Origin of the sequence: Streptomyces sp. NBC_01255, from assembly GCF_036226445.1 — a bacterium.
In the GTDB taxonomy this organism is placed as follows: Bacteria; Actinomycetota; Actinomycetes; order Streptomycetales; family Streptomycetaceae; genus Streptomyces.
The window spans coordinates 5,876,985-5,899,190 of the sequence record NZ_CP108474.1 but is presented as its reverse complement, the minus strand read 5'-3'; the positions used below and the strand labels follow the sequence as shown (position 1 = coordinate 5,899,190).

At 70.8% G+C, this 22,206-nt stretch carries 25 protein-coding genes; 16 read left to right on the top strand and 9 right to left on the bottom strand.

The genetic code is table 11. The annotated features are described in order from the left end of the window. The first annotated feature begins 70 nt into the window (after window positions 1–70). Window positions 71–1,516 (top strand): MFS transporter, encoded by a 1,446-nt coding sequence (locus tag OG357_RS26705; RefSeq protein WP_443066738.1) that lies wholly within the window; start codon window positions 71–73, stop codon window positions 1,514–1,516. A gap of 49 nt (window positions 1,517–1,565) precedes the next feature. On the opposite strand, the gene OG357_RS26700 is transcribed toward OG357_RS26705, so the two are convergent. Then, window positions 1,566–1,778, bottom strand: coding sequence for a DUF6243 family protein (locus OG357_RS26700; RefSeq protein ID WP_317594999.1), 213 nt, complete (start codon window positions 1,776–1,778; stop codon window positions 1,566–1,568). A gap of 230 nt (window positions 1,779–2,008) precedes the next feature. Here OG357_RS26700 and OG357_RS26695 point away from each other — a divergent pair, with 230 nt between their 5' ends. Together OG357_RS26695 and OG357_RS26690 are read left to right on the top strand one after the other, a co-directional pair. Next, window positions 2,009–3,046: an aldo/keto reductase gene (locus OG357_RS26695; protein WP_329623561.1), complete on the top strand. Its 1,038-nt coding sequence runs from the start codon at window positions 2,009–2,011 to the stop codon at window positions 3,044–3,046. Between the two features lie 16 nt (window positions 3,047–3,062). Beyond that, a complete protein-coding gene (locus OG357_RS26690) occupies window positions 3,063–3,656 on the top strand; it encodes a TetR family transcriptional regulator (protein ID WP_329623560.1) in 594 nt (197 codons plus the stop codon). Window positions 3,657–3,739: 83 nt separating this feature from the next. Here the strand turns inward: OG357_RS26690 and OG357_RS26685 are convergent, their stop codons facing one another. Further along, on the bottom strand, window positions 3,740–5,119 hold the full coding sequence (locus OG357_RS26685; protein ID WP_317595001.1) for a glycine--tRNA ligase: 1,380 nt from the start codon (window positions 5,117–5,119) through the stop codon (window positions 3,740–3,742). A 165-nt stretch (window positions 5,120–5,284) separates the two neighbouring features. Here OG357_RS26685 and OG357_RS26680 point away from each other — a divergent pair, with 165 nt between their 5' ends. The 4 genes from OG357_RS26680 to OG357_RS26665 all read left to right on the top strand — a co-directional run bounded on the left by OG357_RS26680 (window position 5,285) and on the right by OG357_RS26665 (window position 8,511). Then, window positions 5,285–6,301, top strand: a complete 1,017-nt coding sequence (locus tag OG357_RS26680) for a metal ABC transporter substrate-binding protein (protein WP_329623559.1) — start codon at window positions 5,285–5,287, stop codon at window positions 6,299–6,301. 29 nt (window positions 6,302–6,330) lie between these two features. Then, window positions 6,331–7,104 (top strand): metal ABC transporter ATP-binding protein, encoded by a 774-nt coding sequence (locus OG357_RS26675; protein WP_329623558.1) that lies wholly within the window; start codon window positions 6,331–6,333, stop codon window positions 7,102–7,104. Window positions 7,105–7,134: 30 nt separating this feature from the next. Further along, the gene (locus OG357_RS26670) at window positions 7,135–8,028 is read left to right on the top strand and encodes a metal ABC transporter permease (protein WP_329623557.1); all 894 of its coding nucleotides are present in this window, start codon (window positions 7,135–7,137) and stop codon (window positions 8,026–8,028) included. Between the two features lie 72 nt (window positions 8,029–8,100). After that, window positions 8,101–8,511, top strand: coding sequence for a Fur family transcriptional regulator (locus tag OG357_RS26665; protein ID WP_317595008.1), 411 nt, complete (start codon window positions 8,101–8,103; stop codon window positions 8,509–8,511). An 81-nt stretch (window positions 8,512–8,592) separates the two neighbouring features. Here the strand turns inward: OG357_RS26665 and OG357_RS26660 are convergent, their stop codons facing one another. Continuing rightward, window positions 8,593–9,138, bottom strand: coding sequence for a YcxB family protein (locus OG357_RS26660; RefSeq protein WP_329623556.1), 546 nt, complete (start codon window positions 9,136–9,138; stop codon window positions 8,593–8,595). A 99-nt stretch (window positions 9,139–9,237) separates the two neighbouring features. On the opposite strand from OG357_RS26660, the gene OG357_RS26655 reads away from it, so the two are divergent. Together OG357_RS26655 and OG357_RS26650 are read left to right on the top strand one after the other, a co-directional pair. Continuing rightward, entirely contained in the window at window positions 9,238–10,278 is a 1,041-nt protein-coding gene (locus OG357_RS26655) for a helix-turn-helix transcriptional regulator (RefSeq protein ID WP_329623555.1), read from the top strand. A 144-nt stretch (window positions 10,279–10,422) separates the two neighbouring features. Beyond that, window positions 10,423–13,146, top strand: coding sequence for a M4 family metallopeptidase (locus OG357_RS26650; protein ID WP_329623554.1), 2,724 nt, complete (start codon window positions 10,423–10,425; stop codon window positions 13,144–13,146). 71 nt (window positions 13,147–13,217) lie between these two features. Here OG357_RS26650 and OG357_RS26645 read toward each other — a convergent pair whose 3' ends face one another. From OG357_RS26645 to OG357_RS26635, 3 genes are read right to left on the bottom strand one after another with little or no spacing between them, the layout of a single operon-like run. Then, window positions 13,218–14,042: an isoprenyl transferase gene (locus OG357_RS26645; protein WP_329623553.1), complete on the bottom strand. Its 825-nt coding sequence runs from the start codon at window positions 14,040–14,042 to the stop codon at window positions 13,218–13,220. A gap of 17 nt (window positions 14,043–14,059) precedes the next feature. Further along, window positions 14,060–14,809, bottom strand: a complete 750-nt coding sequence (recO, locus tag OG357_RS26640; RefSeq protein ID WP_267043532.1) for a DNA repair protein RecO — start codon at window positions 14,807–14,809, stop codon at window positions 14,060–14,062. Then, window positions 14,806–15,777, bottom strand: a complete 972-nt coding sequence (locus OG357_RS26635) for a LysR family transcriptional regulator (RefSeq protein WP_329623552.1) — start codon at window positions 15,775–15,777, stop codon at window positions 14,806–14,808. Before OG357_RS26635 ends, recO begins: the two co-directional genes overlap by 4 nt. 71 nt (window positions 15,778–15,848) lie before the next feature. Here OG357_RS26635 and OG357_RS26630 point away from each other — a divergent pair, with 71 nt between their 5' ends. Both OG357_RS26630 and OG357_RS26625 read left to right on the top strand, forming a co-directional pair. Then, the gene (locus OG357_RS26630) at window positions 15,849–16,463 is read left to right on the top strand and encodes a maleylpyruvate isomerase family mycothiol-dependent enzyme (protein WP_329623551.1); all 615 of its coding nucleotides are present in this window, start codon (window positions 15,849–15,851) and stop codon (window positions 16,461–16,463) included. Then, window positions 16,460–16,918 carry a MarR family winged helix-turn-helix transcriptional regulator gene (locus OG357_RS26625; RefSeq protein ID WP_329623550.1) on the top strand — a complete coding sequence of 153 codons (459 nt, stop codon included), beginning with the start codon at window positions 16,460–16,462 and terminating at the stop codon, window positions 16,916–16,918. Before OG357_RS26630 ends, OG357_RS26625 begins: the two co-directional genes overlap by 4 nt. 50 nt (window positions 16,919–16,968) lie before the next feature. Here the strand turns inward: OG357_RS26625 and OG357_RS26620 are convergent, their stop codons facing one another. Continuing rightward, on the bottom strand, window positions 16,969–17,184 hold the full coding sequence (locus tag OG357_RS26620) for a hypothetical protein (RefSeq protein WP_055643552.1): 216 nt from the start codon (window positions 17,182–17,184) through the stop codon (window positions 16,969–16,971). Continuing rightward, window positions 17,181–17,402, bottom strand: coding sequence for a hypothetical protein (locus tag OG357_RS26615; RefSeq protein ID WP_317595023.1), 222 nt, complete (start codon window positions 17,400–17,402; stop codon window positions 17,181–17,183). Before OG357_RS26615 ends, OG357_RS26620 begins: the two co-directional genes overlap by 4 nt. A 132-nt stretch (window positions 17,403–17,534) precedes the next feature. Here OG357_RS26615 and OG357_RS26610 point away from each other — a divergent pair, with 132 nt between their 5' ends. Both OG357_RS26610 and OG357_RS26605 read left to right on the top strand, forming a co-directional pair. After that, window positions 17,535–18,368, top strand: coding sequence for a helix-turn-helix domain-containing protein (locus OG357_RS26610; protein ID WP_329623549.1), 834 nt, complete (start codon window positions 17,535–17,537; stop codon window positions 18,366–18,368). Further along, the gene (locus OG357_RS26605) at window positions 18,350–18,619 is read left to right on the top strand and encodes a DUF397 domain-containing protein (protein WP_329623548.1); all 270 of its coding nucleotides are present in this window, start codon (window positions 18,350–18,352) and stop codon (window positions 18,617–18,619) included. Before OG357_RS26610 ends, OG357_RS26605 begins: the two co-directional genes overlap by 19 nt. A 96-nt stretch (window positions 18,620–18,715) precedes the next feature. On the opposite strand, the gene OG357_RS26600 is transcribed toward OG357_RS26605, so the two are convergent. Next, the gene (locus tag OG357_RS26600) at window positions 18,716–19,348 is read right to left on the bottom strand and encodes a TetR/AcrR family transcriptional regulator (RefSeq protein WP_443066737.1); all 633 of its coding nucleotides are present in this window, start codon (window positions 19,346–19,348) and stop codon (window positions 18,716–18,718) included. Between the two features lie 53 nt (window positions 19,349–19,401). Between OG357_RS26600 and OG357_RS26595 the strand changes: the two genes are divergently transcribed. The 3 genes from OG357_RS26595 to OG357_RS26585 all read left to right on the top strand — a co-directional run bounded on the left by OG357_RS26595 (window position 19,402) and on the right by OG357_RS26585 (window position 22,204). Then, complete coding sequence (locus OG357_RS26595; RefSeq protein ID WP_329623546.1) at window positions 19,402–19,830, top strand: tautomerase family protein; 429 nt, start codon at window positions 19,402–19,404, stop codon at window positions 19,828–19,830. A gap of 41 nt (window positions 19,831–19,871) precedes the next feature. Then, on the top strand, window positions 19,872–20,687 hold the full coding sequence (locus tag OG357_RS26590) for a hypothetical protein (protein WP_329623545.1): 816 nt from the start codon (window positions 19,872–19,874) through the stop codon (window positions 20,685–20,687). A 146-nt stretch (window positions 20,688–20,833) separates the two neighbouring features. Next, window positions 20,834–22,204 (top strand): FAD-dependent oxidoreductase, encoded by a 1,371-nt coding sequence (locus tag OG357_RS26585; RefSeq protein ID WP_329623544.1) that lies wholly within the window; start codon window positions 20,834–20,836, stop codon window positions 22,202–22,204. Window positions 22,205–22,206: the final 2 nt, after the last annotated feature.

Here is a 22,206-nt window from a genome sequence, read left to right as displayed (position 1 = left end):
GCCAGGTAGTGGTTGTACCAGGATAAGAAGACTCTGGTACCAGGCTGAGCGTGGGCGGATCGTCGAACGCGTGACCTCGACTCCCACCACATCTCTCCGGTCCGGCGCACCGTCCGTCGGCCACGGCCACGGCCCCGCGGCGCTCGGCTCCCTGGGCCTGTTCACCGTCCTCCTCGGCGCATCGCTGCCGCTCATCGACTTCTTCATCGTCAACGTCGCCCTGCCGTCGATCGGCCGGGAGCTGGCGGCCGGCGAATCCCTCCTCGAACTGATCGTGGCCGGGTACGGCCTGTCGTACGCCGTCCTCCTCGTCCTCGGCGGACGCCTCGGCGATCTCTTCGGGCGCCGTCGCCTCTTCCTCGCCGGCATGACCGCCTTCGGCCTGACCTCGCTGGCCTGCGGGCTCGCCCCGGACGCCTGGACCCTCGTGGCGGCCCGGGTGGCCCAGGGCGCCGCGGCGGCGCTGATGCTGCCGCAGGTGCTGGCGACCATCCACGCCTCGACGGCGGGAGCGCGCCGGGCGAAGGCGCTGAGCCTGTACGGGGCGACCGCCGGTCTGTCGATGGTGACCGGTCAGATCCTGGGCGGCGTCCTCGTCGCCGCCGACCTCGCGGGGTCGGGCTGGCGGGCGGTCTTCCTGGTGAACGTGCCGGTGGCGGTCGCGGGCCTGCTGCTCGCTCTGCGGACCGTGCCGGAGACCCGCTCGGACCGGCCGACCCGGGTGGACGTGCCGGGCACGCTGCTCCTCGCGGTCGCGATGCTCACCCTGCTCGCCCCGCTGACGGAGGGCCGGACGGCCGGCTGGCCGCTGTGGACCTGGGTCTCGCTCGCGGTGTTCCCGTTCGCGGCGGGCGCCTTCTGGCGGGTGGAGCGGCGGGCGGAGCGCCGGGGCGACACCCCGCTGGTCCCGCCGAGCCTCCTCGACCTGGTCTCGCTGCGGCGCGGGCTGCTCCTCGTCCTGCCTCTGTCGGGCGGCTTCGGCGGCTTCATGTTCGTGATCGCGGTGGCGCTCCAGCAGGGCCTGGGCCTGGGGGCGGTGGCCTCGGGCCTGGCGCTCGTCCCCATGGCGGTGGCCTTCTTCGGGGCGTCGCTCGCGGGTCCCCGGCTCGTACGGCGCTGGGGCACGCGGGTGGTTCCGGTGGGGGCGCTGCTCCAGGCCCTCGGTCTCGGGCTGCTCGCCCTGACGGCCTGGCGCTCCTGGCCGGACCTGTCGGTGGGGAGCCTGCTTCCCGGCATGGCGCTCGCGGGGCTGGGGCAGGGCCTCCAGCTTCCGGTGCTCTTCCGGGTGGTGCTCTCCGAGGTGCCGCCGGAGCGGGCGGGCGTGGGCAGCGGCGTCATGGTGACGACCCAGCAGACGGCGCTGACCCTGGGCGTGGCCACCCTCGGCACGCTGTTCCTGAGCCTGTCCGCCTCGGACTCGACAGGCACGGCCCTGACGGTGACGCTCCTGCTCCAGCTCGCGATGGCGCTCCTGACGGCGGTGCTCGCGCTGCGGCTGCCGAAGCAGGTGGGGTGAAACGGGCCCGGGGTGTTCACGACCCCGGGCCCGTTTCACCCGGCGCCGGCTACTCCTGACCGGCCTCGGTGTCAGCGGCTTCGGTGTCAGCGGCTTCGGCTCCCTGCGCGCGCTCGCGCATCTTCTTCAGGAGCTCCTGCTTCTGCTCGTCGGCCGTGCGGTGGACGGCGCCGCGGCTCCGGCCGGTGCCGTGCTGGTCGGCGCGGGACAGCTTCTTGCGCTGTCCGCCGACTCCGAGGAGGTCGTTACGGCTCTTGCCCATGGGGGTTCTCCCGAATCAGTTCAGTGAGGTGGTCGGTGGTCGGCCTGCGCGGCGCGCTCACTCGTAGATCTGGAAGAACAAAGACATGCCGAAGACGCTACCCCGGCACCGGTACGGCGGCACCCGTTTTTCGCCACCCCACCCAAACGAATGACAGATATTGAAATCTGTCATCGGTCATGTCATGGTTGTTCTGTCGCACCCTCCCGTCGACTCTCCAGGAGACCGCCATGACCACCACCCGACACCCCGTCCCCACCCGCCCGCTCGGCGCCACCGGCCCCGCCGTCTCCGCCCTCGGTCTCGGCTGCATGGGCATGTCCGCGCTGTACGGGGAGAGCGACCGCGCCGAGTCGATCGCGACCATCCACGCCGCCCTGGAAGCCGGGGTGACCCTGCTGGACACGGGCGACTTCTACGGGATGGGGCACAACGAACTGCTGATCGCCGAAGCCCTGCGGAGCGCCCCCGCCGCCGCCCGCGAGCAGGCGCTGACCAGCGTGAAGTTCGGCGCGCTGCGCACGGTCGAGGGCGGCTTCACCGGATACGACGGGCGTCCGGCGGCGGTGAAGAACTTCGCGGCGTACTCGCTCCAGCGCCTCGGCACCGACCACATCGACATCTACCGGATCGCCCGTGTCGACCCGGACGTGCCGATCGAGGAGACCGTCGGCGCCATCGCCGAGCTGGTCGAGGCGGGGCACGTACGGCACATCGGCCTCTCCGAGGTCGGCGCGGACACCCTGCGCAGAGCGGCGGCGGTGGCCCCGATCTCGGACCTCCAGATCGAGTACTCGCTGATCTCCCGCTCGATCGAGGAAAAGATCCTCCCGGCCGCGCGCGAGCTGGGCATCGGGATCACGGCGTACGGGGTGCTGTCGCGCGGCCTGATCAGCGGCCACTTCACCCGGGACCGGGAGCTCGGCGCGGGTGACTTCCGCGGGATGTCCCCCCGCTTCCAGGGCGACAACCTCCACCGGAACCTCGACCTGGTGGACCGACTGCGGACGGTCGCCGAGGCGAAGGGCGTGACGGTCGCGCAGACCGCGATCGCCTGGGTCCTCGCACAGGGCGAACGACAGGGCGCGGACATCGTCCCGCTGGTCGGCGCCCGACGCCGGGACCGCCTCGTGGAGGCGCTCGGCGCCCTGGACGTCCCGCTCGACACCGCCGACCTGGCAGCCATCGAGGAGGCCGTCCCGGCGGGCGCCGCAGCCGGCGAGCGGTACCCGGCAGCGCAGATGGCCCACCTGGACAGCGAGCACTGACAGGTAGTGTCATTCCATGGCCGCCACCGAGACCCTGACCGCCGAGCGCATCCTCGAAGCCACGGAGGAGGTGCTCCGGCGCTACGGCCCCGCGAAGGCGACCGTCGTGGACGTCGCCCGGGTGCTCGGCGTCAGCCACGGCAGCGTCTACCGCCACTTCCGCACGAAGGCGGCCCTGCGCGAGGCCGTCACCGAGCGGTGGCTGAGCCGCGCCGAGGTCATGCTCGCCGGGCTGATCGCGAGCACGGACCGGCCGGCCGCCGAGAAGCTCAGGTCCTGGTTCGCGGCCCTCTTCGAGGCCAAGCGCCACAAGGCGGGCGACGACCCCGAGCTGTTCGCGACGTACGGCGTGCTGATCGACGAGGCCAGCGGCGTGGTCGAGGAGCACATCGAGGTACTGATCGGTCAGGTCCGGGAGATCGTCGAGGAGGGCGTGCGGAGCGGGGAGTTCACCGCCCCCGACCCCGCGGCGACGGCCCGTGCGGTGTTCCACGCGACCGGCCGCTTCCACGACCCGGTGTACGCCCCGGAGTGGCGGCGCCCGACGATCGAGGCGGAGTTCGACGCGGTGCTCGCTCTGCTGCTGCGCGGCCTGAAGGCCGAGGGCTGAGAGGCCCCCCACCACGCACCCACACACAGGGAAGCCCCCGACTCCTTCCGGAGTCGGGGGCTTCCCTGTGAAGACGAGCAGACTCAGCAGCCGAGCAGACGGCTGCCCAGGTAGCCCTGGATCTGGTCGAGGGAGACGCGCTCCTGCTTCATGGTGTCGCGCTCGCGCACGGTCACCGCGTTGTCGTCGAGGGTGTCGAAGTCGACGGTCACGCAGAACGGGGTGCCGATCTCGTCCTGGCGACGGTAGCGGCGGCCGATGGCGCCGGCGTCGTCGAACTCGATGTTCCAGTTCTGGCGCAGGTCGGCCGCGAGGCCCTTGGCCTTCGGCGAGAGCTGCGCGTTGCGCGACAGCGGCAGGACCGCGACCTTGATCGGGGACAGGCGCGGGTCGAGGCGCAGGACGGTGCGCTTCTCCATGACGCCCTTGGCGTTGGGGGCCTCGTCCTCGTTGTACGCGTCGAGCAGGAAGGCCAGCATCGCGCGGCCGACACCGGCGGCGGGCTCGATGACGTAGGGGGTCCAGCGCTCGCCGGCCTCCTGGTCGAAGAACTGCAGGTCGGTGCCGGAGGCCTTGGAGTGCGCGTTCAGGTCGTAGTCCGTGCGGTTGGCGACGCCCTCCAGCTCACCCCACTCGCTGCCACCGAACGAGAAGCGGTACTCGATGTCCGCGGTGCGCTTCGAGTAGTGGGAGAGCTTCTCCGCCGGGTGCTCGAACCAGCGCATGTTCTCCTCGCGGAGGCCCAGGCCGGTGTACCAGTTCCAGCGCTGCTCCATCCAGTATTCCTGCCACTGCTCGTCCTCGCCCGGCTTGACGAAGAACTCCATCTCCATCTGCTCGAACTCGCGCGTGCGGAAGATGAAGTTGCCCGGAGTGATCTCGTTCCGGAAGGACTTGCCCATCTGCGCGATGCCGAACGGCGGCTTCTTGCGCGAGGTCTGCAGCACCTGGCCGAAGTTGGTGAAGATGCCCTGCGCGGTCTCGGGACGCAGGTAGGCGACGGAGCCGGAGTCCTGGGTCGGGCCGAGGTGCGTGGAGAGCAGGCCGGAGAACTGCTTGGGCTCCGTGAAGGTGCCCTTGTTGCCACAGTTGGGGCAGTTGAGCTCGGTGAGGCCCTCGGGGAGACGGCCGTGCTTCGCCTCGAACGCCTCCTCCAGGTGGTCGGCGCGGAAGCGCTTGTGGCAGGAGGTGCACTCGGTCAGCGGGTCGGTGAAGGTGGCGACGTGACCGGACGCCTCCCAGACCTCGGTGGCCAGGATCACCGACGAGTCGATACCGACGACGTCCTCGCGCGCGGTGACCATGTACCGCCACCACTGACGCTTCAGGTTCTCCTTGAGTTCGACACCCAGCGGTCCGTAGTCCCAGGCGGCGCGCTGGCCACCGTAGATCTCGCTGCACGGGTAGACGAAGCCACGGCGCTTGCTCAGGCTGACGATGGTGTCGATCTTGTCGGCGGCCACGGTGCTCTCTTCATTACGACGACGAAGTGCGAATGCCACAGGTTACCGGCGCCCGTACCCCCTGCATCAAATCGGTTCGGTGCCGGGGACCGCTAGGTCTCGCGTGGGCGGGGCCACACATACGACAATTGACAATCGTTTCCAATTTTGTTGAAAATGAGTGTCATGAACGTACGACGCCTGATACCCACCACCGCCCTCGCCGGAGCCGTCGCGCTCGGCATCGTCTCCCTGTCCGCCTGCGCCGGGACCTCCGACGCCGCCGACAAGGGGAGCAGCGGCAAGCTGGACGTCGTCGCGTCGTTCTACCCCATGCAGTACCTGGCCGAGCAGATAGGCGCCGGCCACGTCGCCGTCAACACGCTCACCAAGCCCGGCGTCGAACCGCACGACCTGGAGCTCAAGCCGCGGCAGATCGGCGAGCTCGGCGAGGCCGACGTCATCCTCTACCTCAAGGGCATCCAGCCCGCCGTCGACGACGCCATCGCCCAGGCCGGCGTCAAGAACACCGTCGACGCCGCCACCCTCACGAAGCTCGAAGCGCACGGCGCCGAGGTCGGCCACGAGCACGGGCACGAGGGCGAGGAGCACGCCGGCGAGGAGCACTCCGCCGAGGAGCACGCGGCAGAGGAAGAGGGCCACGATCACTCCACCGAGACCGGCACCGACCCGCACATCTGGCTCGACCCCGTGAAGTACGCCGAGGTCGCCAAGGGTGTCGGCACCGCCCTGGAGAAGGCCGACCCGGCCAACGCCGCGGACTACAAGAAGAACACCGACGCCCTGGTGAAGAAGCTCGGCGCCCTGGACACCGAGTTCGAGACGGGCCTGAAGAACACCACCACGAAGACCTTCATCACCACCCACTCCGCCTTCGGCTACCTCGCCGAGCGGCACGGCCTGGAGCAGGAGGGCATCACCGGCATCGACCCCGAGTCCGAGCCGAGCCCCGCCCGCATCAAGGAACTCCAGGACATCGCGAAGAAGGACAAGGTCTCCACCGTCTTCTTCGAGACCCTCGCGAGCGACAAGACGGCCAAGACCCTCGCGGGCGACACCGGTCTGAAGACCGACGTGCTCGACCCGCTGGAGGGAATCACGGACAAGTCCAAGGGCGATGACTACATCGAGGTCATGCAGTCCAACCTCGCCGCGCTGAAGAAGGCCCTCGGCGCCAAGTGACCGCAGCAGCACAGCAGGAGGCAGGAGCCATGGCAGCGCTGGAACCGGATCCCGTCATTTCCGTCCGCGGAGCCACGGCTGCCCTCGGCGGCCGGCCCGTCCTCCGGGGCGTCGACCTCACGGTCCACCGCGGCGAGGTCGTCGCCCTGCTCGGCGCCAACGGCTCGGGCAAGTCCACCGCCGTCCGCTCCGTCATCGGCCAGGTGCCGCTGACCGGCGGCCGGATCGAGCTGTTCGGCACGGAGCAGAAGCGGTTCCGCGACTGGGCGCGCGTCGGCTACGTACCGCAGCGCACCACCGCGGCGAGCGGTGTCCCCGCCACGATCCGCGAGGTCGTCGCCTCCGGCCGGCTCTCCCGCCGTCGTTTCGGCTGGCTGACGAAGGCCGACAAGGCCGCCGTCGAGGCGGCCATCGAGCTCGTCGGTCTCACCGACCGCGCGAAGGACTCCGTCTCCGCGCTCTCCGGCGGCCAGCACCAGCGCGTGCTGATCGCCCGCGCGCTCGCCGCCGAGCCCGAGCTGCTGATCATGGACGAGCCGATGGCCGGCGTGGACCTCGCGAGCCAGGAGATCCTGGCCGCGACGCTGCGCGAGCAGGTCGCGGGCGGTACGTCCGTCCTCCTCGTCCTGCACGAGCTGGGCCCGCTGGAGCCGCTGATCGACCGGGCCGTGGTCCTGCGCGACGGCTGCGTCGTCCACGACGGCCCGCCGCCCGAGGCCGTCGGCCAGCACGCACTCCCCGGCCACGACCACGTCCATCCCCACGCGGCCGGTGAGCCGCTCCGTACGGGTCTGCTGACCTGAGACAGCCGACCCCAGGAAGCTGACTTGATCATGGAAATGCTCGATCTCGCCTTCATGCAGCGCGCGCTCCTCGCGGCCGTGCTCGTCGGCATCACCGCGCCCGCCGTCGGCATCTACCTCGTCCAGCGCCGCCAGGCGCTGATGGGCGACGGCATCGGCCACGTCGCCATGACCGGTGTCGGTCTCGGCTTCCTGCTGAACTCCAGCCCGGTCTGGATGGCGACCTTCGTCGCCGTCGTGGGCTCGGTCGCCATGGAGCTGATCCGTGCGTACGGCAAGACCCGCGGCGACCTCGCGCTCGCCCTGCTCTTCTACGGCGGCATGGCCGGCGGCGTCCTGCTGATCAACCTCTCGCCGACCGGCTCGAACGCCAACCTCAGCTCGTACCTCTTCGGCTCGCTCTCCACGGTCTCGTCCGAGGACATCACCGCGATCGCGATCCTCGCCGCCTTCGTGGTCCTCGTCACGGTCGGCCTGCGCCGCCAGCTCTTCGCCGTCAGCCAGGACGAGGAGTTCGCCCGGGTCACCGGCCTGCCGGTGCGCGCCCTGAACCTGCTGATCGCGGTCACGGCCGCGGTGACGGTCACGGTCGCCATGCGGGTCGTGGGCCTGCTCCTGGTCAGCGCGCTCATGGTGGTGCCGGTGGCGGCGGCCCAGCAGCTGACGAAGTCGTTCCGTGCGACCTTCGTCCTCGCGGTGGCGACCGGCATCACGGTCACCCTGGCGGGCACGGCCACCTCGTACTACCAGGACGTCCCGCCCGGCGCGACGATCGTCCTGTACGCGATCGGCGTCTTCGTCCTCCTGACCCTCCTCGCCACTCCGCTCGCCAAGCGGCGGGCCCGGGCGGCCGAGGCGGGCGCGGAGAACTGCGACGCCGCGCTGCCGGCGGGCCGGCGTCCGACGGATGACGTGAAGGTCTGATCCTCGGCTGAATCCGGCGGCACGGGGGACTGGCAGAATGGCGGGGGCAGACAAGCACTCAAGGAGGCCCTCGTGGTGACGGCAGGACCCCCCGTACGAGGCCGCTCGACCAAGCAGCGGGCCGCCGTGTCGGCGGCGCTGAACGAGGTGGACGAGTTCCGCAGCGCCCAGGAGCTGCACGACATGCTCAAGCACCGCGGCGACTCGGTCGGCCTCACCACCGTCTACCGCACGCTCCAGTCCCTCGCGGACGCGGGCGAGGTCGACGCGCTGCGCACCAGCGACGGCGAGACCGTCTACCGCCGCTGCTCGACCGGCGACCACCACCACCATCTGGTCTGCCGCGTCTGCGGCAAGGCCGTGGAGGTGGAGGGCCCGATGGTGGAGCAGTGGGCCGAGACGATCGCCTCGGAGCACGGTTTCGTGAACGTGGCGCACACGGTCGAGATCTTCGGCACGTGCGCGGAGTGCGCGATGAAGTAGCCCCTGTACGGATACGCGAGCGGGCCCGTACCGAATCCCTTCGGTACGGGCCCGCTCGTCGTCTTCGCCGTCCTCGTCGTCTCAGACCTTGCTGATGTTCCGGTCCAGGACCGCCCGCAGCCGGTCCACCTCGCCGGGCCCCGCAAGGCCCCGCTTCGGCAGGTACGCGAAGCCGCTGCCGGACTTCTTGGCGGTGAGCAGGACGAAGAGCCGGGGCGTCTCCACGTACCGGGGCATCAGCGCCCACCGGATCGTCGTGTCGGTGTCCCGGGAGGTCCAGCGCGCCCCGTCGTCGTCGACGACGGCCGTGGCCTCGCCCTGGGCCCTGACCGCCAGGAAGAAGCTGCGGGCCGTCAGCCAGGGCGCCAGCTCGGCGGCGACCACGGCCACCAGGCCGAGCGCCACCAGCTTGACCGCCGTGCCCGGATCCGGCGTGGGCGGCAGCAGGACCACGACGCCGGAGGCGAGGAGGGTGAGGACGAACGCTCCCCACGCCGCCCATCGCAGCAGCCGCCACCACAAGAGGGCCCGCATCCGTATCCGTACGGCCTCGCGCACGTCCGCGAACACCGCGGGGTAGACGAGTTCGAACCCGTCCCGAGTGCTGTTCTCCGTCGCTTCGTTCACGGCGGTGATCGTAGCCGTACGGGCAACAGGCCCCCCGTACCGGTTTTCGATCATCCCGCTTACCCTGGCCCCGTCGTCGGCCGCCGGAGGGGGAAGCACATGGAGAGCACGACGGAAGACCCGTCTGCGGCCCCCGACTCCTCGCTGCTCTCGCTCCTCGGTCTCGACGCCGAGCAGGACGCCGTCTACCGGCTGCTCGTCGACCGTCCCGGCAGCGTCCCGGCGTCGGTCACGGAGCCCGGCGCGGACCCCGGGGCCGTCGTCCGCGCGCTGCAGGACCTGGTCGACCGGGGGCTGGCGAGCGCCGATCGGGACGAGGACGGCGTACGGTACCGGGCCGCGTCGCCCGTCCTCGCGCTGGGCCCGCTCCTGGAGTCGCGCCGGTCCGCGCTGCACCGGGTCGAGCACTTCGTCTCCGAGCTGGCCGAGCGGCACCGGGCGGCGCAGTCCCGGACGGGCGGGGCGCCGGTGGAGGTGCTGTCGGGGGCGGCGGCGATCCGGCGGCGCCTTGTGGAGATGCAGCGGAAGGCGCGGCGCGAGGTGCGGTCGCTGGTGCCGACGATGGACCGGGCGGTCGCGATCACCTTCGAGGACAACGTCGACGAGGTCGAACGCGAGTCGATGCGCCGGGGTGTGGTCGTGCGGTCGGTGGTGGCGCGGGCGTGGCTGGAGGAGCCCCGGGCGGCCCGGTGGCTCACCGACCTGGCGTCGGAGGGGCAGCGGATCGTGGTGACGGAGTCGCTGCCGATCAAGCTGGTGGTGGTCGACGAGGACGTGGCGCTGCTGCCGCTGGATCCCGAGCGGGAGGAGACGGAGCCGGTGGCCCTCGTGGTGCACCGAAGTGGTCTGCTCACAGCCCTGATCTCGCTGTTCGAGCAGTACTTCGCGCTCGGCAGGGAGTTGCACCCGGCCGTCCGGGGGTCGGAGTGCGACGGGCCGGGGCCGCTCGATCCGGTGGACCGGCAGATCGTGGCGCTGCTGCACGTGGGGCTCACGGATGCGGCGATCGCCCGCCAGTTGGGGATCGGGCACCGGACGGTGCAGCGACGGCTGCACGAGCTGATGGAGTCGGTGGGGGCGGCGACCCGGTTCCAACTCGGCTGGCACGCTTCGGAGTCGGGCTGGCTGCCCGCGCCGTAGGCCGGAACGAGGCGGCTTTACGCCTGGGCGGTTTTGCGCCGCACCTCACCCCTTGTAAGCGGAACCCCGCCTACCGAACCATCGACCCCATCAGTCGCGAGGGTCCGTCCGACCCTCGCGAACGTGCGTGATGGGGAGGGCTTCGTGAGGACTCAGAGAATCCGACGGATACGCCGGATGCTCGCGACCGGTGTGGTCATGGCGGCCACCGGTTCGGTGCTGCTGACCGCTCCGGCGCAGGCCGAGGAGGTGAACGAGCCCACCCCGGCCGCCACGCGGGAGGCGACGGTCGCGCCGCGCATGACCCAGGGCCTCGACGGTGCCGCCGCCCGCCCGGGCACCCCGGCCGAGGCGGCCCGCGCACACCTGAAGGCCCACCAGGACACGTACCGCGTACCGGAGTCCGAGCTCGCGACGGTCAGGACGAGCGCCGACGCCGGCCAGTCCTCGGTCCGTTTCCAGCAGAAGCGGAACGGCGTGCCGGTCTTCGGCGCCGAGTACGCGGTGCAGACGGAGGCGGCCGACGGCGGTCAGCACGTGACCTCCGCGACGGGCACGCTCTACCCGGAGCTGACCGTCTCCACCACCCCGAAGGTCGCCGAGGCCACCGCCGAGCGGCGGATGTTCACCCTGGACACGCGCCTCTCGGCCGCCGAGGGCACGGCGACCGAGCGTCACGGCCTGACGGTCCTGCCGGGTGCGGACGGCGGCCGGCTCGCCTGGCACTTCACGGTGACGGGTGCGACGGCGGCCGGCGAGCCGCTGCGCCAGGAGGTCTTCGTCGACGCCCACGTCGGCGGAATCGCCCTCTCGTACAACAACATCGACGCGGCGACGGCCGCCGAAGGCGCCTCCGCCGCTCCGGGGAAGGGCACGGGCGTCCGCGTCGACGGTACGGAGACCCCGCTCGACGTCAACAAGGAGGTGGACGGCTCGTACACGCTGGTCGACTCGGCGCGGGCGATGTTCCCGGTGACCGGCGGCCAGGTCGTCACGTACGACGCGAACCGGCAGAGCTATCTGGACGTCGCGTACGGCCCGGTCCGCGAGGGCACGACGATCGTCTCCTCCCCCACGGACCGCTTCGCGGGTACGGCGACCGCCTCCGGCGCGGTCGACGCCCACGTCAACGCGAGCAAGGTCTACGACTACCTCAAGGACCGGCTCGGCCGTGACGGCGTCGACGGCAAGGGCGGCACGATCCACTCCGTCGTGAACGTCGCCAGCAACGGCAAGGACTACGCCAACGCCTTCTGGGACGGCACCAAGATGGTCTACGGCCACATGGGCGGCGTCCCGCTCTCCGTCGGCCTCGACGTCGTCGGTCACGAGATGACCCACGGCGTCACCGAGCACAGCGCGGGTCTCGTCTACCTCAACCAGTCCGGCGCCCTCAACGAGGCGATCTCCGACTACTTCGGCAACGCCATGGAGACCGCCGACAAGGGTGTCGCCATGAGCGACCCGACATCGGGCCTGATCGGCGAGTACCTCTGCAACGGCACCAAGCCGCTGGACGAGTGCGCCCTGCGCGACATGAACGACGGCCGGGTCGCGGGCGAGGACTACCTCCCGGTCTCGCTCGACATCGACAACGGCGGGGTGCACCTCAACTCGACCGTGGTGTCCGGCGCGATGTGGGACATGCGCAAGGCCCTGGACCCGGCGCTCGCGGACAGGATCGTCTACCGGGCGGCACAGAACTACCTGACCCCGCTCTCCGGCTTCTCGGACATGCGGAACGCGGTCACCCTCGCCGCGAAGTCGCTCAAGGTCTCCCGCGCCGACCGCGAGGCGATCGCCAGGGCCTTCGACGCCCACGGCATCCAGGAGGGCTGGGAGCGCGCGTCCGGCACCCATGACGGGACCACGCTCGCCGGCGACGTCCTGCCCGCGTACGAGGTGTACGCCGGCGCGATCGACGAGCAGGCCGCGCAGATCAACGGCGACGTGTACGCGATCGGCCACGGCGACGCCGTCGCGTGGGGCGCGGGCAGCGCGGGCTTCGGCATCACGGTCGGCCGCTTCGGCAAGCACCCGCAGCGTGAGCTGGCCCAGAAGGACGCCTACCTCCTCGACCCGTCCCTCGACGACGACCGCATCGTCTTCACCCGCGTCACCGCGGACTCCATCGGCGTGTACTCCACGCAGGAGAAGGGCCAGGGCCCGATCCGCAAGCTGGTGGACGGCCCGGGCGACGAGCTCCAGCCCGTGACCGAGGACGGCCGGCTCGTCTACATCGACAGGCGGGACGGCGAGTCCGACGTCATGCTCCTGGACCGCGACGGCACCACGGTCAATCTGACCCCGGCCACGGGCACCAACGCCGACCGCCTGACCATGAAGCACGGCAAGGTGGCCTGGCGGGACAACGACGGCGATCACCTCAACGTGTACGACATCGCCGCCGGCACCGCGCAGCGCGTGCGGATCCAGTCGTACATCTTCGGCGAGATCACGGACATCCAGATCACCGAGGACCGGGTCTTCTGGCGCGAGACGACGTCGTTCCTCTTCCGCAGCGACGCGTTCTGGTCGGCACCACTGGCCGATCTCACCCAGAAGAAGAAGATCGGCAAGCCGTCCCAGACGTACTCCGGCCAGTTCTCCGTCAGCGACGAGTACTTCGCCTACTCGACGTACGACGCGTCGAGCGCCCTCGGCGGCTGGAACGGCACGATCGGCAAGGTGTACACGGCCCCGGTCGCGGACGTACTGGCCGGCACTCCGGTGTACAGCAGGGTCTCCTGCTCCTCCGGCTTCCAGCTGGCCCCGTCGCTCGGCGACGGGCAGCGGACGGCCTGGCTGGACACGACGGCCGCCTCGACGGACGTGGTGACCCGGGCGGCCTTCGCCGGCACCTGCTGATCACGGGCACACGAGAGGCGCCCGCCGTCCCCGGAAGGGGGACGGCGGGCGCCTTCGGTACGGTGCCGGGCTCAGGCCTTGTCGAGGACCGCCAGGTCGGCCGGGTCGACGCCGCCGAAGCGCCGGTCACGGGAGGCGTACTCGACGCAGGCGCGCCACAGGTCGCGGCGGTCGAAGTCCGGCCACAGCACGTCCTGGAAGACCATCTCGGCGTACGCGCTCTGCCAGATCAGGTAGTTGGAGGTGCGCTGCTCGCCGCTGGGCCGCAGGAAGAGGTCCACGTCCGGCATGTCCGGGTAGTAGAGGTACTTCTGGATGGTCTTCTCGGTGATCTTCGACGGGTCCAGCCGACCCGCCTTCACGTCCTCGCCCATCGCCTGTGCCGCGTCCGTGAGCTCCGCGCGACCGCCGTAGTTCATGCAGAAGTACAGCGTCAGCTTGGTGTTGTCCTTGGTCTGCTCCTGCGCGACCTGGAGCTCCTTGGCCACCGACTTCCACAGCTTGGGCATCCGGCCGACCCAGCGCACCCGGATGCCGAGCTCGTCGAGCTGGTCGCGGGTCTTGCGGATGAAGTCGCGGTTGAAGTTCATCAGGAAGCGCACCTCCTCGGGCGAGCGCTTCCAGTTCTCGGTGGAGAAGGCGTACAGCGAGATCGACCCCACGCCCATCTCGATCGCGCCCTGGAGCACGTCGAGCACCTGCTCGGCGCCGACCTTGTGCCCCTCGGTGCGGGGCAGGCCGCGCTCCTTGGCCCAGCGGCCGTTGCCGTCCATGACGATCGCGACGTGCTCCGGGACGAGCTCGGACTGGAGCTTCGGCGGGCGGGCGCCGGAGGGGTGCGGCTCGGGGGTGCTGTACTCCCGGCGCTGGCGACCGAGCAGTCGTGCGATGGCCATGACGTGGTCTCTCCTACCTAGCTTTTCTCTACGTACCGCAGGGAGCGCAGGCCGCGCTCCAGGTGCCAGTGCAGATAGGCGGACACGAGTCCGCTGCCCTCCCTGACGTGACGCGGCTCGCACGCGTCCGCCGTCGCCCAGTCGCCGGTGAGCAGCGCGCTGAGCAGGCCGATGGCCTCCGCAGAGGGTACGACGCTTCCGGGCACCCGGCAGTCGCCGCATATGACCCCGCCCGCTCCGACCGAAAAGAACCGGTTCGGACCGTGGAGTCCGCATTTCGCGCAGTCGTCGAAGCTGGGCGCGTAGCCGTTCACGGCTAGCGAGCGGAGGAGGAAGGCGTCGAGGATGAGGTGGGGTGCGTGCTCACCGCGCGCGAGCGTCCGCAGACCGCCCACCAGCAGCAGGTACTGCTGCACGGCGGGTTCGCCCTCGTGGTCGGTGAACCGTTCCGCCGTCTCCAGCATGGCCGTGCCGGCGGTGTACCGGGCGTAGTCGGTGACGATCCCGCCGCCGTACGCGGAGATCGTCTCGCTCTGTGTGCAGAGCGGCAGCCCGCGTCCGACCAGCTCACTCCCCCGGGCGAAGAACTGCACGTCCACGTGCGAGAACGGTTCGAGCCGCGCCCCGAACTTCGACTTCGTCCGCCGCACGCCGCGCGCGACGGCGCGTACGCGACCGTGACCGCGCGTGAGGAGCGTGATGATGCGGTCCGCTTCACCCAGCTTCTGGGTGCGCAGCACGATGCCGTCGTCGCGGAACAGACTCATGGGCCCATTCTCCCGTACGGCGGGGGCGGGCCGACCACGGGCCTGAGGTCCGGCCGGACGTCCGGGAACGCTTTCCGCATACGGGCGAGGAGGGCGGCGGCCGCCGGGGCGGCGGGCCCGTCCGCCGGCCAGGCGAGGGCGACCCGGCCGCGGAGGGCCGGTTCGGTGAGGGGAAGGGTACGGAGCCCCAGCGCGTCCGCCGCCCCGGGCGGGGGATCCGGGAGGACCGCGACACCGAGGCCGCGGGCGGCGAGCCGCGCCAGGACGTGGGGAACGGCGGCCTCGAAGGCGACATGCGGCCGGAAGCCCGCCTGCGTACAGGCGCGCTCAAGGACGCCGCGCAGGCCGGTGCCGCGCGGAAGACTGATGAGGGGACGGCCGGCGAGCGCGGCGAGCGGGAGGGCCGTACGGCCTTCGAGGGCGGTGAGAAGCGGGTCGTCCGGGGCCATGGCGGCGACCAGGGGCACGTCGACGAGGACCTGGAGGCCGACGCCCTGCGGGGGCTCCTCCTCGGCGAGGCCGATCACCGCGAGGTCGAGTTCGCCGCGGCGCAGAGCGGCGAGCATCCGCTCCGACGTGTCGTCGGTGAGGGAGATCTCCACGTGCGGGTGGTCGTCGTGGAAGTCGGCCAGGGCGGCGGCGACGTCGAACTCGTCCGCGGCGGCGGCGCCCGACACGAGTCCGACGGTGACCTGTCCCCGGACGAGCCCGGCGAACTCGTCCACGGTCAGCCGCATCCCCTCGACGGCCGCGAGCGCCGCCCGCGCGAAGGGGAGGACCGCCTCGCCGACGGCGGTCGTCGTCACGGTCCGGCCGGAGCGGTCGAGGAGCGGCTGCCCCAGCTCCCGCTCCAGCTGCCGGATCTGGGCGCTCACCCCCGGCTGCGCGAGGTGGAGCCGGGCGGCGGCCCGGGTGAAGTTGGCCTCCTCGACGACGGCGAGGAAGTACTGCAACTGGCGAAGCTCCATAAGCAGGAATGCTAGCGACGAGAAGAACCCGCTCTTGGACTTCTGGCGACCCCGTCGGCACGCTGGTGATCATGGAGACCACGGCGACGGAGATGCGGGCGGAGATCGCGGCCGAGCGGCGCGAACTGGCGGACGTCCTGGACGGACTGACCGACGAGCAGTGGGACGCGCGGTCGCTGTGCGGCGGCTGGCGCGTGCGGGAGGTCGCCGGCCACATGAGCATGGGCTTCCGGTACTCGTTCGGCAGGACGGCGCTGGAACTCGTCCGCGCCGGCGGCAACCTGCACCGGATGACCGACCGCCTCGCCCGCCGGGACGCCGCCGCCCTCACCCCGCGCGAACTCGCGGCGGCGCTGCGGGACAACGCCCATCACCCGTGGAAGCCGCCGGTCGGCGGCCTGGAGACGGCCCTCGGTCACGACGTGATCCACGGCCTGGACATCACCGTCCCGCTCGGCCTCGGACGCAGGGTCCCGGAGAAGCGCCTGCGGATCCTGCTGGAGACCGTCACCCCGAAGACGATCCGTTTCTTCAAGGCGGACCTCGAAGGCGTCACGCTGCGGGCCACGGACCTGGACTGGTCGTACGGCACAGGAGCTCGGGTGGTGAACCGCCCCGCCCAGGAGCTCCTGCTGCTCGCCTACGGACGCACACTCCACCGACCGACAGAGAAGGAAGCGTCATGACGTACTGGAACGACGACGAAGAGAAGCTGGCGAACCAGCCGATCGGCTACTGGACGTGGGCCGCGAACAAGACCGTGTCGGCTTACGTCAGGGGGCGGCTCGCGGCGATCGGGATCACCCAGCCCCAGTGGTGGGTCCTGCACCAGGTGCAGCACGGCGAGGACGGTGCCACCCGGGACGAGGTGATCACCGCCCAGCACGCCAACCTGGACGTCGGCGCCGGCCTGGCGCCCGACATCGACCTCCTGGTGGAGCGGGCCCTGCTCACCCTGGACGCGGACGGCCGGCTCCGGATCACCGACGACGGCAGGGCGGTGCACGGGCGCGCCGCCGGGACGCAGCGGGCCACCCGGGCACACGTGCACGCCGGCATCCCGGACGAGGAATACGTGATCGCCCTGAATGTCCTGCAGCGCATGATCCGCAACGTCGGCGGAGACGTGCCACCGGTCTGACGGACGCGGCGGCGCCCGCCCCCCGTCCACGGGCGCGGGCGCGGACCGCTTCAGGGCACCTCGCCCCGGCTCCGGGCGTTGACGTGAGCCGTGGCCGCGCTCAGTCGCTCGGACGAGGTCGCCTCGCGTACACCCTCGGGCTCCACGTCCCACTCGCGCCCGCCACCGAGCGGCCGGATCTGGACGTAGGGCCCCTCGTGGCCCATCACTCTCCCGACCCGTCCGGTACGGATCTCCACGACGTACGACCCGATCGGCAGTGTCATGTCCCGCTCTCCTCCCCCGGCAGTAGGGCGGCCGCGATGAGCCGTGCCGTTTCCGCCGTGCAGCATCCCAATTCGACGAGCGGCCTCGGAGGGTCGGCGGCGAGGGTGACGACGTCGAGCCCTAGCGAGGGGAGGGTGATTCCCGCCCTCGCGAGCGCCTCGCGCAATTCCGTCACTGCCTCTTGTGCGGCTTCGATGGCCCCCGCGGTCGTCTTCATGATGTCTTCCTTCACCAACGTATGCCTTTCTGAATCCATTTCCTGCTTCGCCTCTCCAGGGTGGGGCGGGATCCGTAGAATCGGCAGACGCGCAGGCCGTACAACTGCGGCGTAGGGTTGGGGAGTTAATCCATGGCCAAGGGCAAGCAGGACGAGACGTGGGAGTTCTTCGGGGAGCTCCTCAAGGAGCGCCGCGAGGCGGCGGGGCTCTCACAGGGCGAACTGGGCGGACGCGTGTTCGTGTCCGGTGGATACATCGGGCTGTTCGAGCAGGGAATTCGAAAGCCCCAGCTGGATGTGGCGCAGAGAATCGACGAGGTACTACAAACCGGCGGTATTTTCGAACGGACGGTACGCAAACTCATCAACAAGTCGCCGTACGCCTCCTATTTCCACGAGGTGGCGGAGCTGGAGGCGGTGGCGACGAGGATCTGCGAGTTCGCGCCGCTGGTGGTGCCCGGCCTGCTCCAGACGGCGGAGTACGCACGGGCGGTGACGCTGGCGGCGAACCCCTTCGCGACGGAGGAGTACGTCGAGGAGAAGGTGACCTCGCGGATAGACCGGGCGAGGATCCTCACGGACGCTACAAGGCCCGAGTATTGGGTGATCCTGCACGAGAACGCGGTGGTCACCCCAGTGGGCGGACCGGCTGTCATGGCGGCGCAGCTCGACCACATCGCAAGGCTGATCCGGGACCGATGGGTCCTGGTGACGGTGATCCCTCGCTCGGCCGGAGCACACGCCTCCATGAACGGCATGCTCCAGATCATGGAGTTCGAGGACCAGCCACCAACGGCCTATACGGAGACGTCGTTTTCGGGGACGCTGCTCGACGATCCGGCTGTGGTGAAGCGCGCACAGCGCGCCTACGATCTGCTCAGGGTCACCGCCTTGTCGCCGGCGGCGTCCCTGGCCCTGATCGAGTCGGCGGCGGAGGACTTCAGACGATGCGCGAGTACGACCTGAGCAACGCCAGTTGGTTCAAGAGCTCCTACAGCAACGGGGAGGGCGGCGACTGCATCGAAGTCTCGTACGACTTCGCCGGCGCCGCCTGGCGCAAGAGCAGCTACAGCAACGGCGAAGGCGGCAGCTGCGTCGAGGTCCTCGACGACGTCCCCGGCATCGTCCCCGTCCGGGACAGCAAGGTCCAGGACGGACCCGTCCTGATCGTGCCCGCCGCCGCCTGGTCCGCGTTCGTCACCGACATCGCCAGGTGACGACACCTCCCTCCCTCGTCCTGCGCTTCGCGGGAGGGGCGGTGGGGCGGGCCGTCGGCGGGCTCTACGGCATCGGCTGGCTCGTCGTCACGGCACTCAAGGGCTGATCGCCCCGGCGACCACGGCCTCCAGCTGCCGCGCCACCCGGTCCAGCGGCTCCGTGGAGCGCTTGGCGCGGCACATCGCCACCGTGCCCTCCACGGACGCGACGACGAGCGTGGCGACCTCGGCCGCCCGCTCGGGCTCCGCGCCGTGCGCCCGCAGCGAGGCGGCGAGCAGCTCCTCCCACTGGTCGAAGACCTCGGCGGCGGCCGCGAGGACGGGCGGGACCTCGGCGACCGGGGGTTCCTCGATGGCGACGGCGAGGACCGTGCAGCCCGCGTGGAAGTCCGTGCCCCCGACCGTCTTGCGCCAGAGGTCGAGCAGGGCGCGCAGTCCGGCGACCGGGCCCGCCTCCAGCTCCTTGCGCAGGCTGCGGGCGATGACGTCACCGGCGTACCGGACGGCCTCGGTGGAGAGCTGCTGCTTGCCGCCGGGGAAGTAGTGGTACGTCGAGCCGAGCGGCGCCTTCGCGTGCTTGGCCGTCTCGCGGATGCTCGTCGCGTTCAGGCCGCGCCGCCGGATCATGTCGGCCGCGCCGGCCACGATCCGCTCGCGCGCCTGCGGGCTGGACTCGGTCACGACGCAGTCCCCCTCGGTCCCGGCACCCCTGGCTATATCGACCGTCATAGCCTAGCGTGGCACCGGTTTATAACAGTCGTCATAACCCGAGAGGGACCGCCGTGCCCCTGATCCGGCTGACCGCCCCGACCGGCTCCCTGACCGAGGAGGGCCGGGCGAGCGTCCGGCGCGAGCTCGCCGCCGCCGTGCTCCGCTGGGAGGAGTTCCCCGACACGGCCTTCTTCCGCGGCCTGTCGTGGAGTTACCTGATCGAGCTGCCCGAGGGGGCCCAGGGCACCGCCGAGGACGACGAGCCCCGTTTCCTCGTGGAGGTGACCGTGCCGCAGGGGCCGGCGCCGACCCGCGACAAGGCCGGGCTCGTCGCGGACGTGACGGAGGTCGTCCTGAACGCCGCCGGGCTGTCCCGGCGTGACGCCGGGCGGGTCTGGGTGCTCGTGCACGAGCAGCCCGAGGGCTCCTGGGGCGCGGCGGGCTCCGTCGTCCGCCACGCGGACCTGACCGCCCTGGCGAGCGCCCAGGCCACTCCGTAAAGCCCCCTCGCCGACCATCACCCCGGCTCTACGATCACGCCATGTCGATCACTTCACCGATACCCGCCCTCCAGGGACCCGGGGGCACCTTCCTGCGGGCCGAGGGCCAGACCCTGATCCTGCGCCGCGCCCGCGAGGAGATGCACATCCCGCTGAAGGCCATCGAGCGCGTCCGCGCCGAGGGGCGGGCCGTCGCCGTCGAGTTGACCGCCCCGGCCGGGACCACGCCGTGCGTCCAGCGCTTCGAGGACGTGGACGAGGCCGCCGCCGTCGCGTTCGCCGACGCCGTGAACGCGACCCTGCCCCCCGAGGGCAAGGTGGCCGACGGCTCCACGCACATCGAGGGCGACCGTCTGGGCGGCGACCCGCACGCCACGAACGCCCTGCGCACGCTCAAGCGAGGGTCGCTCTACGCCACCCTCGCGATCGTCGCCCTGTGCGTGCTCGTGGTCGTCACGGGGCACGCGGGCCTCATCATCCTGATCATCCCCTTCGGATTCATGGGACTGGGGTTCCTGGCGGGCGGCTCGGTGGTGGCGTACACCCCCTACCGGGAGTGGCACATCCGCAAGCACGGCGTCACGGTCGCCGCCGAGCGGATCCCGGGCGAGCCGGGCTGGTTCGGCTACATGGATCCCACCGGACTGAGGCGCCATGTCAGGTCGACCGCCGCCGCGTGGACCATCGACGTCGCCTACGATCCACAGGACCCCGGACGGGTGACCACCCTCAGGAAGCGGCCCTGGTTGCAGTTCGACGGCATCCTGGCGGCGTGCTGCATCGGCATCGGTCTACTCTTCACCGTCGGAGTGATCGCACTCGTCGCCGCCGGCTTCCTCGGCGTCGAGGGTTTGTGACCCCCGACATCTTCACTTATGGAAGTCATAAGTTCGCCTTATGAGTCCATAGACCGGGCCCGGGTACCACTTCGCGTGTGTTGTTATTTAGGGTGACCTAAGTGTCGGCGGCTTCGCCGCCACCCGCTTGCGAAGGGAAACCCGTCATGCCCCGCCCCCTCCGGGTCGCGATCGTCGGCGCCGGCCCCGCCGGAATCTACGCCGCCGATGCGCTGCTGAAGTCCGAGGCCGCCGCCGAACCGGGCGTGTCCATCGATCTCTTCGAGCGGATGCCGGCCCCCTTCGGCCTCATCCGCTACGGCGTCGCCCCCGACCACCCGCGGATCAAGGGCATCGTCAACGCCCTTCACCAGGTCCTCGACAAGCCGCAGGTCCGCCTCTTCGGCAACGTCGACTACGGCACGGACGTCCACCTCGACGACCTGCGCTCGTTCTACGACGCCGTGGTCTTCTCGACCGGCGCCATGGCCGACCGCGAGCTCCGCATCCCCGGCGTCGAGCTCGACGGTTCGTACGGCGCCGCCGACTTCGCCTCCTGGTACGACGGCCACCCGGACGTCCCGCGCACCTGGCCCCTGGAGGCCGAGAAGGTCGCCGTCCTCGGCGTCGGCAACGTGGCCCTCGACATCGCCCGCATCCTCGCCAAGACCGGCGACGAGCTGCTGCCGACCGAGATCCCGGCGAACGTCTACGACGGCCTCAAGGTGAACAAGGCCGTCGAGATCCACGTCTTCGGCCGTCGCGGCCCGGCCCAGGCCAAGTTCAGCCCCATGGAGCTGCGCGAGCTGGACCACTCCCCCACCATCGAGGTCATCGTCAACCCCGAGGACATCGACTACGACGACGGCTCGATCGCCGACCGGCGCAAGAACAAGCAGACCGACATGGTCGCCAAGACCCTGGAGAACTGGGCGATCCGCGACGTCGGCGACCGCCCGCACAAGCTCTTCCTGCACTTCTTCGAGTCGCCCGTCGAGATCCTCGGCGAGGACGGCAAGGTCGTCGGTCTCCGCACCGAGCGCACCGAGCTCGACGGCACCGGCAACGTCAAGGGCACCGGCGCCACCACCGACTGGGACGTCTCGGCCGTCTACCGCGCCGTCGGCTACCTCTCGGACGAGCTGCCCAAGCTCCCCTGGGACGTCGCCAGCGGCACCGTGCCGGACGAGGGCGGCCGGGTCATCGAGGAGACCGGCGAGCACATGGCCTCCACGTACTGCACCGGCTGGATCCGCCGTGGCCCCGTCGGCCTCATCGGCCACACCAAGGGCGACGCCAACGAGACCGTGGCGAACCTCCTGGACGACTTCGCGAACGGCCGTCTGCTGACGCCCGAGACCCCGGAGACGGACGCGGTCGTGTCCTTCCTGGAGGGCAAGGGCATCACGTACACGACGTGGGAGGGCTGGTACGCCCTGGACGCCGCCGAGAAGGCGCTCGGCGAGCCGCAGGGCCGCGAGCGCGTGAAGATCGTCGAGCGCGAGGACATGCTGCGCGCGAGCGGCGCCATCCAGTAGTC

Coding starts and splice junctions, on each gene's coding strand:
- OG357_RS26680 (WP_329623559.1), top strand. CDS start 5,285: ATGAACGTACGACGCCTGATACCCACCACCGCCCTCGCCGGAGCCGTC.
- recO (WP_267043532.1), bottom strand. CDS start 14,809: ATGAGTCTGTTCCGCGACGACGGCATCGTGCTGCGCACCCAGAAGCTG.
- OG357_RS26700 (WP_317594999.1), bottom strand. CDS start 1,778: ATGGGCAAGAGCCGTAACGACCTCCTCGGAGTCGGCGGACAGCGCAAG.
- OG357_RS26585 (WP_329623544.1), top strand. CDS start 20,834: ATGCCCCGCCCCCTCCGGGTCGCGATCGTCGGCGCCGGCCCCGCCGGA.
- OG357_RS26615 (WP_317595023.1), bottom strand. CDS start 17,402: ATGAAGACGACCGCGGGGGCCATCGAAGCCGCACAAGAGGCAGTGACG.
- OG357_RS26690 (WP_329623560.1), top strand. CDS start 3,063: ATGGCCGCCACCGAGACCCTGACCGCCGAGCGCATCCTCGAAGCCACG.
- OG357_RS26630 (WP_329623551.1), top strand. CDS start 15,849: ATGGAGACCACGGCGACGGAGATGCGGGCGGAGATCGCGGCCGAGCGG.
- OG357_RS26605 (WP_329623548.1), top strand. CDS start 18,350: ATGCGCGAGTACGACCTGAGCAACGCCAGTTGGTTCAAGAGCTCCTAC.
- OG357_RS26670 (WP_329623557.1), top strand. CDS start 7,135: ATGGAAATGCTCGATCTCGCCTTCATGCAGCGCGCGCTCCTCGCGGCC.
- OG357_RS26610 (WP_329623549.1), top strand. CDS start 17,535: ATGGCCAAGGGCAAGCAGGACGAGACGTGGGAGTTCTTCGGGGAGCTC.
- OG357_RS26600 (WP_443066737.1), bottom strand. CDS start 19,348: ATGACGGTCGATATAGCCAGGGGTGCCGGGACCGAGGGGGACTGCGTC.
- OG357_RS26635 (WP_329623552.1), bottom strand. CDS start 15,777: ATGGAGCTTCGCCAGTTGCAGTACTTCCTCGCCGTCGTCGAGGAGGCC.
- OG357_RS26695 (WP_329623561.1), top strand. CDS start 2,009: ATGACCACCACCCGACACCCCGTCCCCACCCGCCCGCTCGGCGCCACC.
- OG357_RS26625 (WP_329623550.1), top strand. CDS start 16,460: ATGACGTACTGGAACGACGACGAAGAGAAGCTGGCGAACCAGCCGATC.
- OG357_RS26620 (WP_055643552.1), bottom strand. CDS start 17,184: ATGACACTGCCGATCGGGTCGTACGTCGTGGAGATCCGTACCGGACGG.
- OG357_RS26645 (WP_329623553.1), bottom strand. CDS start 14,042: ATGGCCATCGCACGACTGCTCGGTCGCCAGCGCCGGGAGTACAGCACC.
- OG357_RS26675 (WP_329623558.1), top strand. CDS start 6,331: ATGGCAGCGCTGGAACCGGATCCCGTCATTTCCGTCCGCGGAGCCACG.
- OG357_RS26655 (WP_329623555.1), top strand. CDS start 9,238: ATGGAGAGCACGACGGAAGACCCGTCTGCGGCCCCCGACTCCTCGCTG.
- OG357_RS26590 (WP_329623545.1), top strand. CDS start 19,872: ATGTCGATCACTTCACCGATACCCGCCCTCCAGGGACCCGGGGGCACC.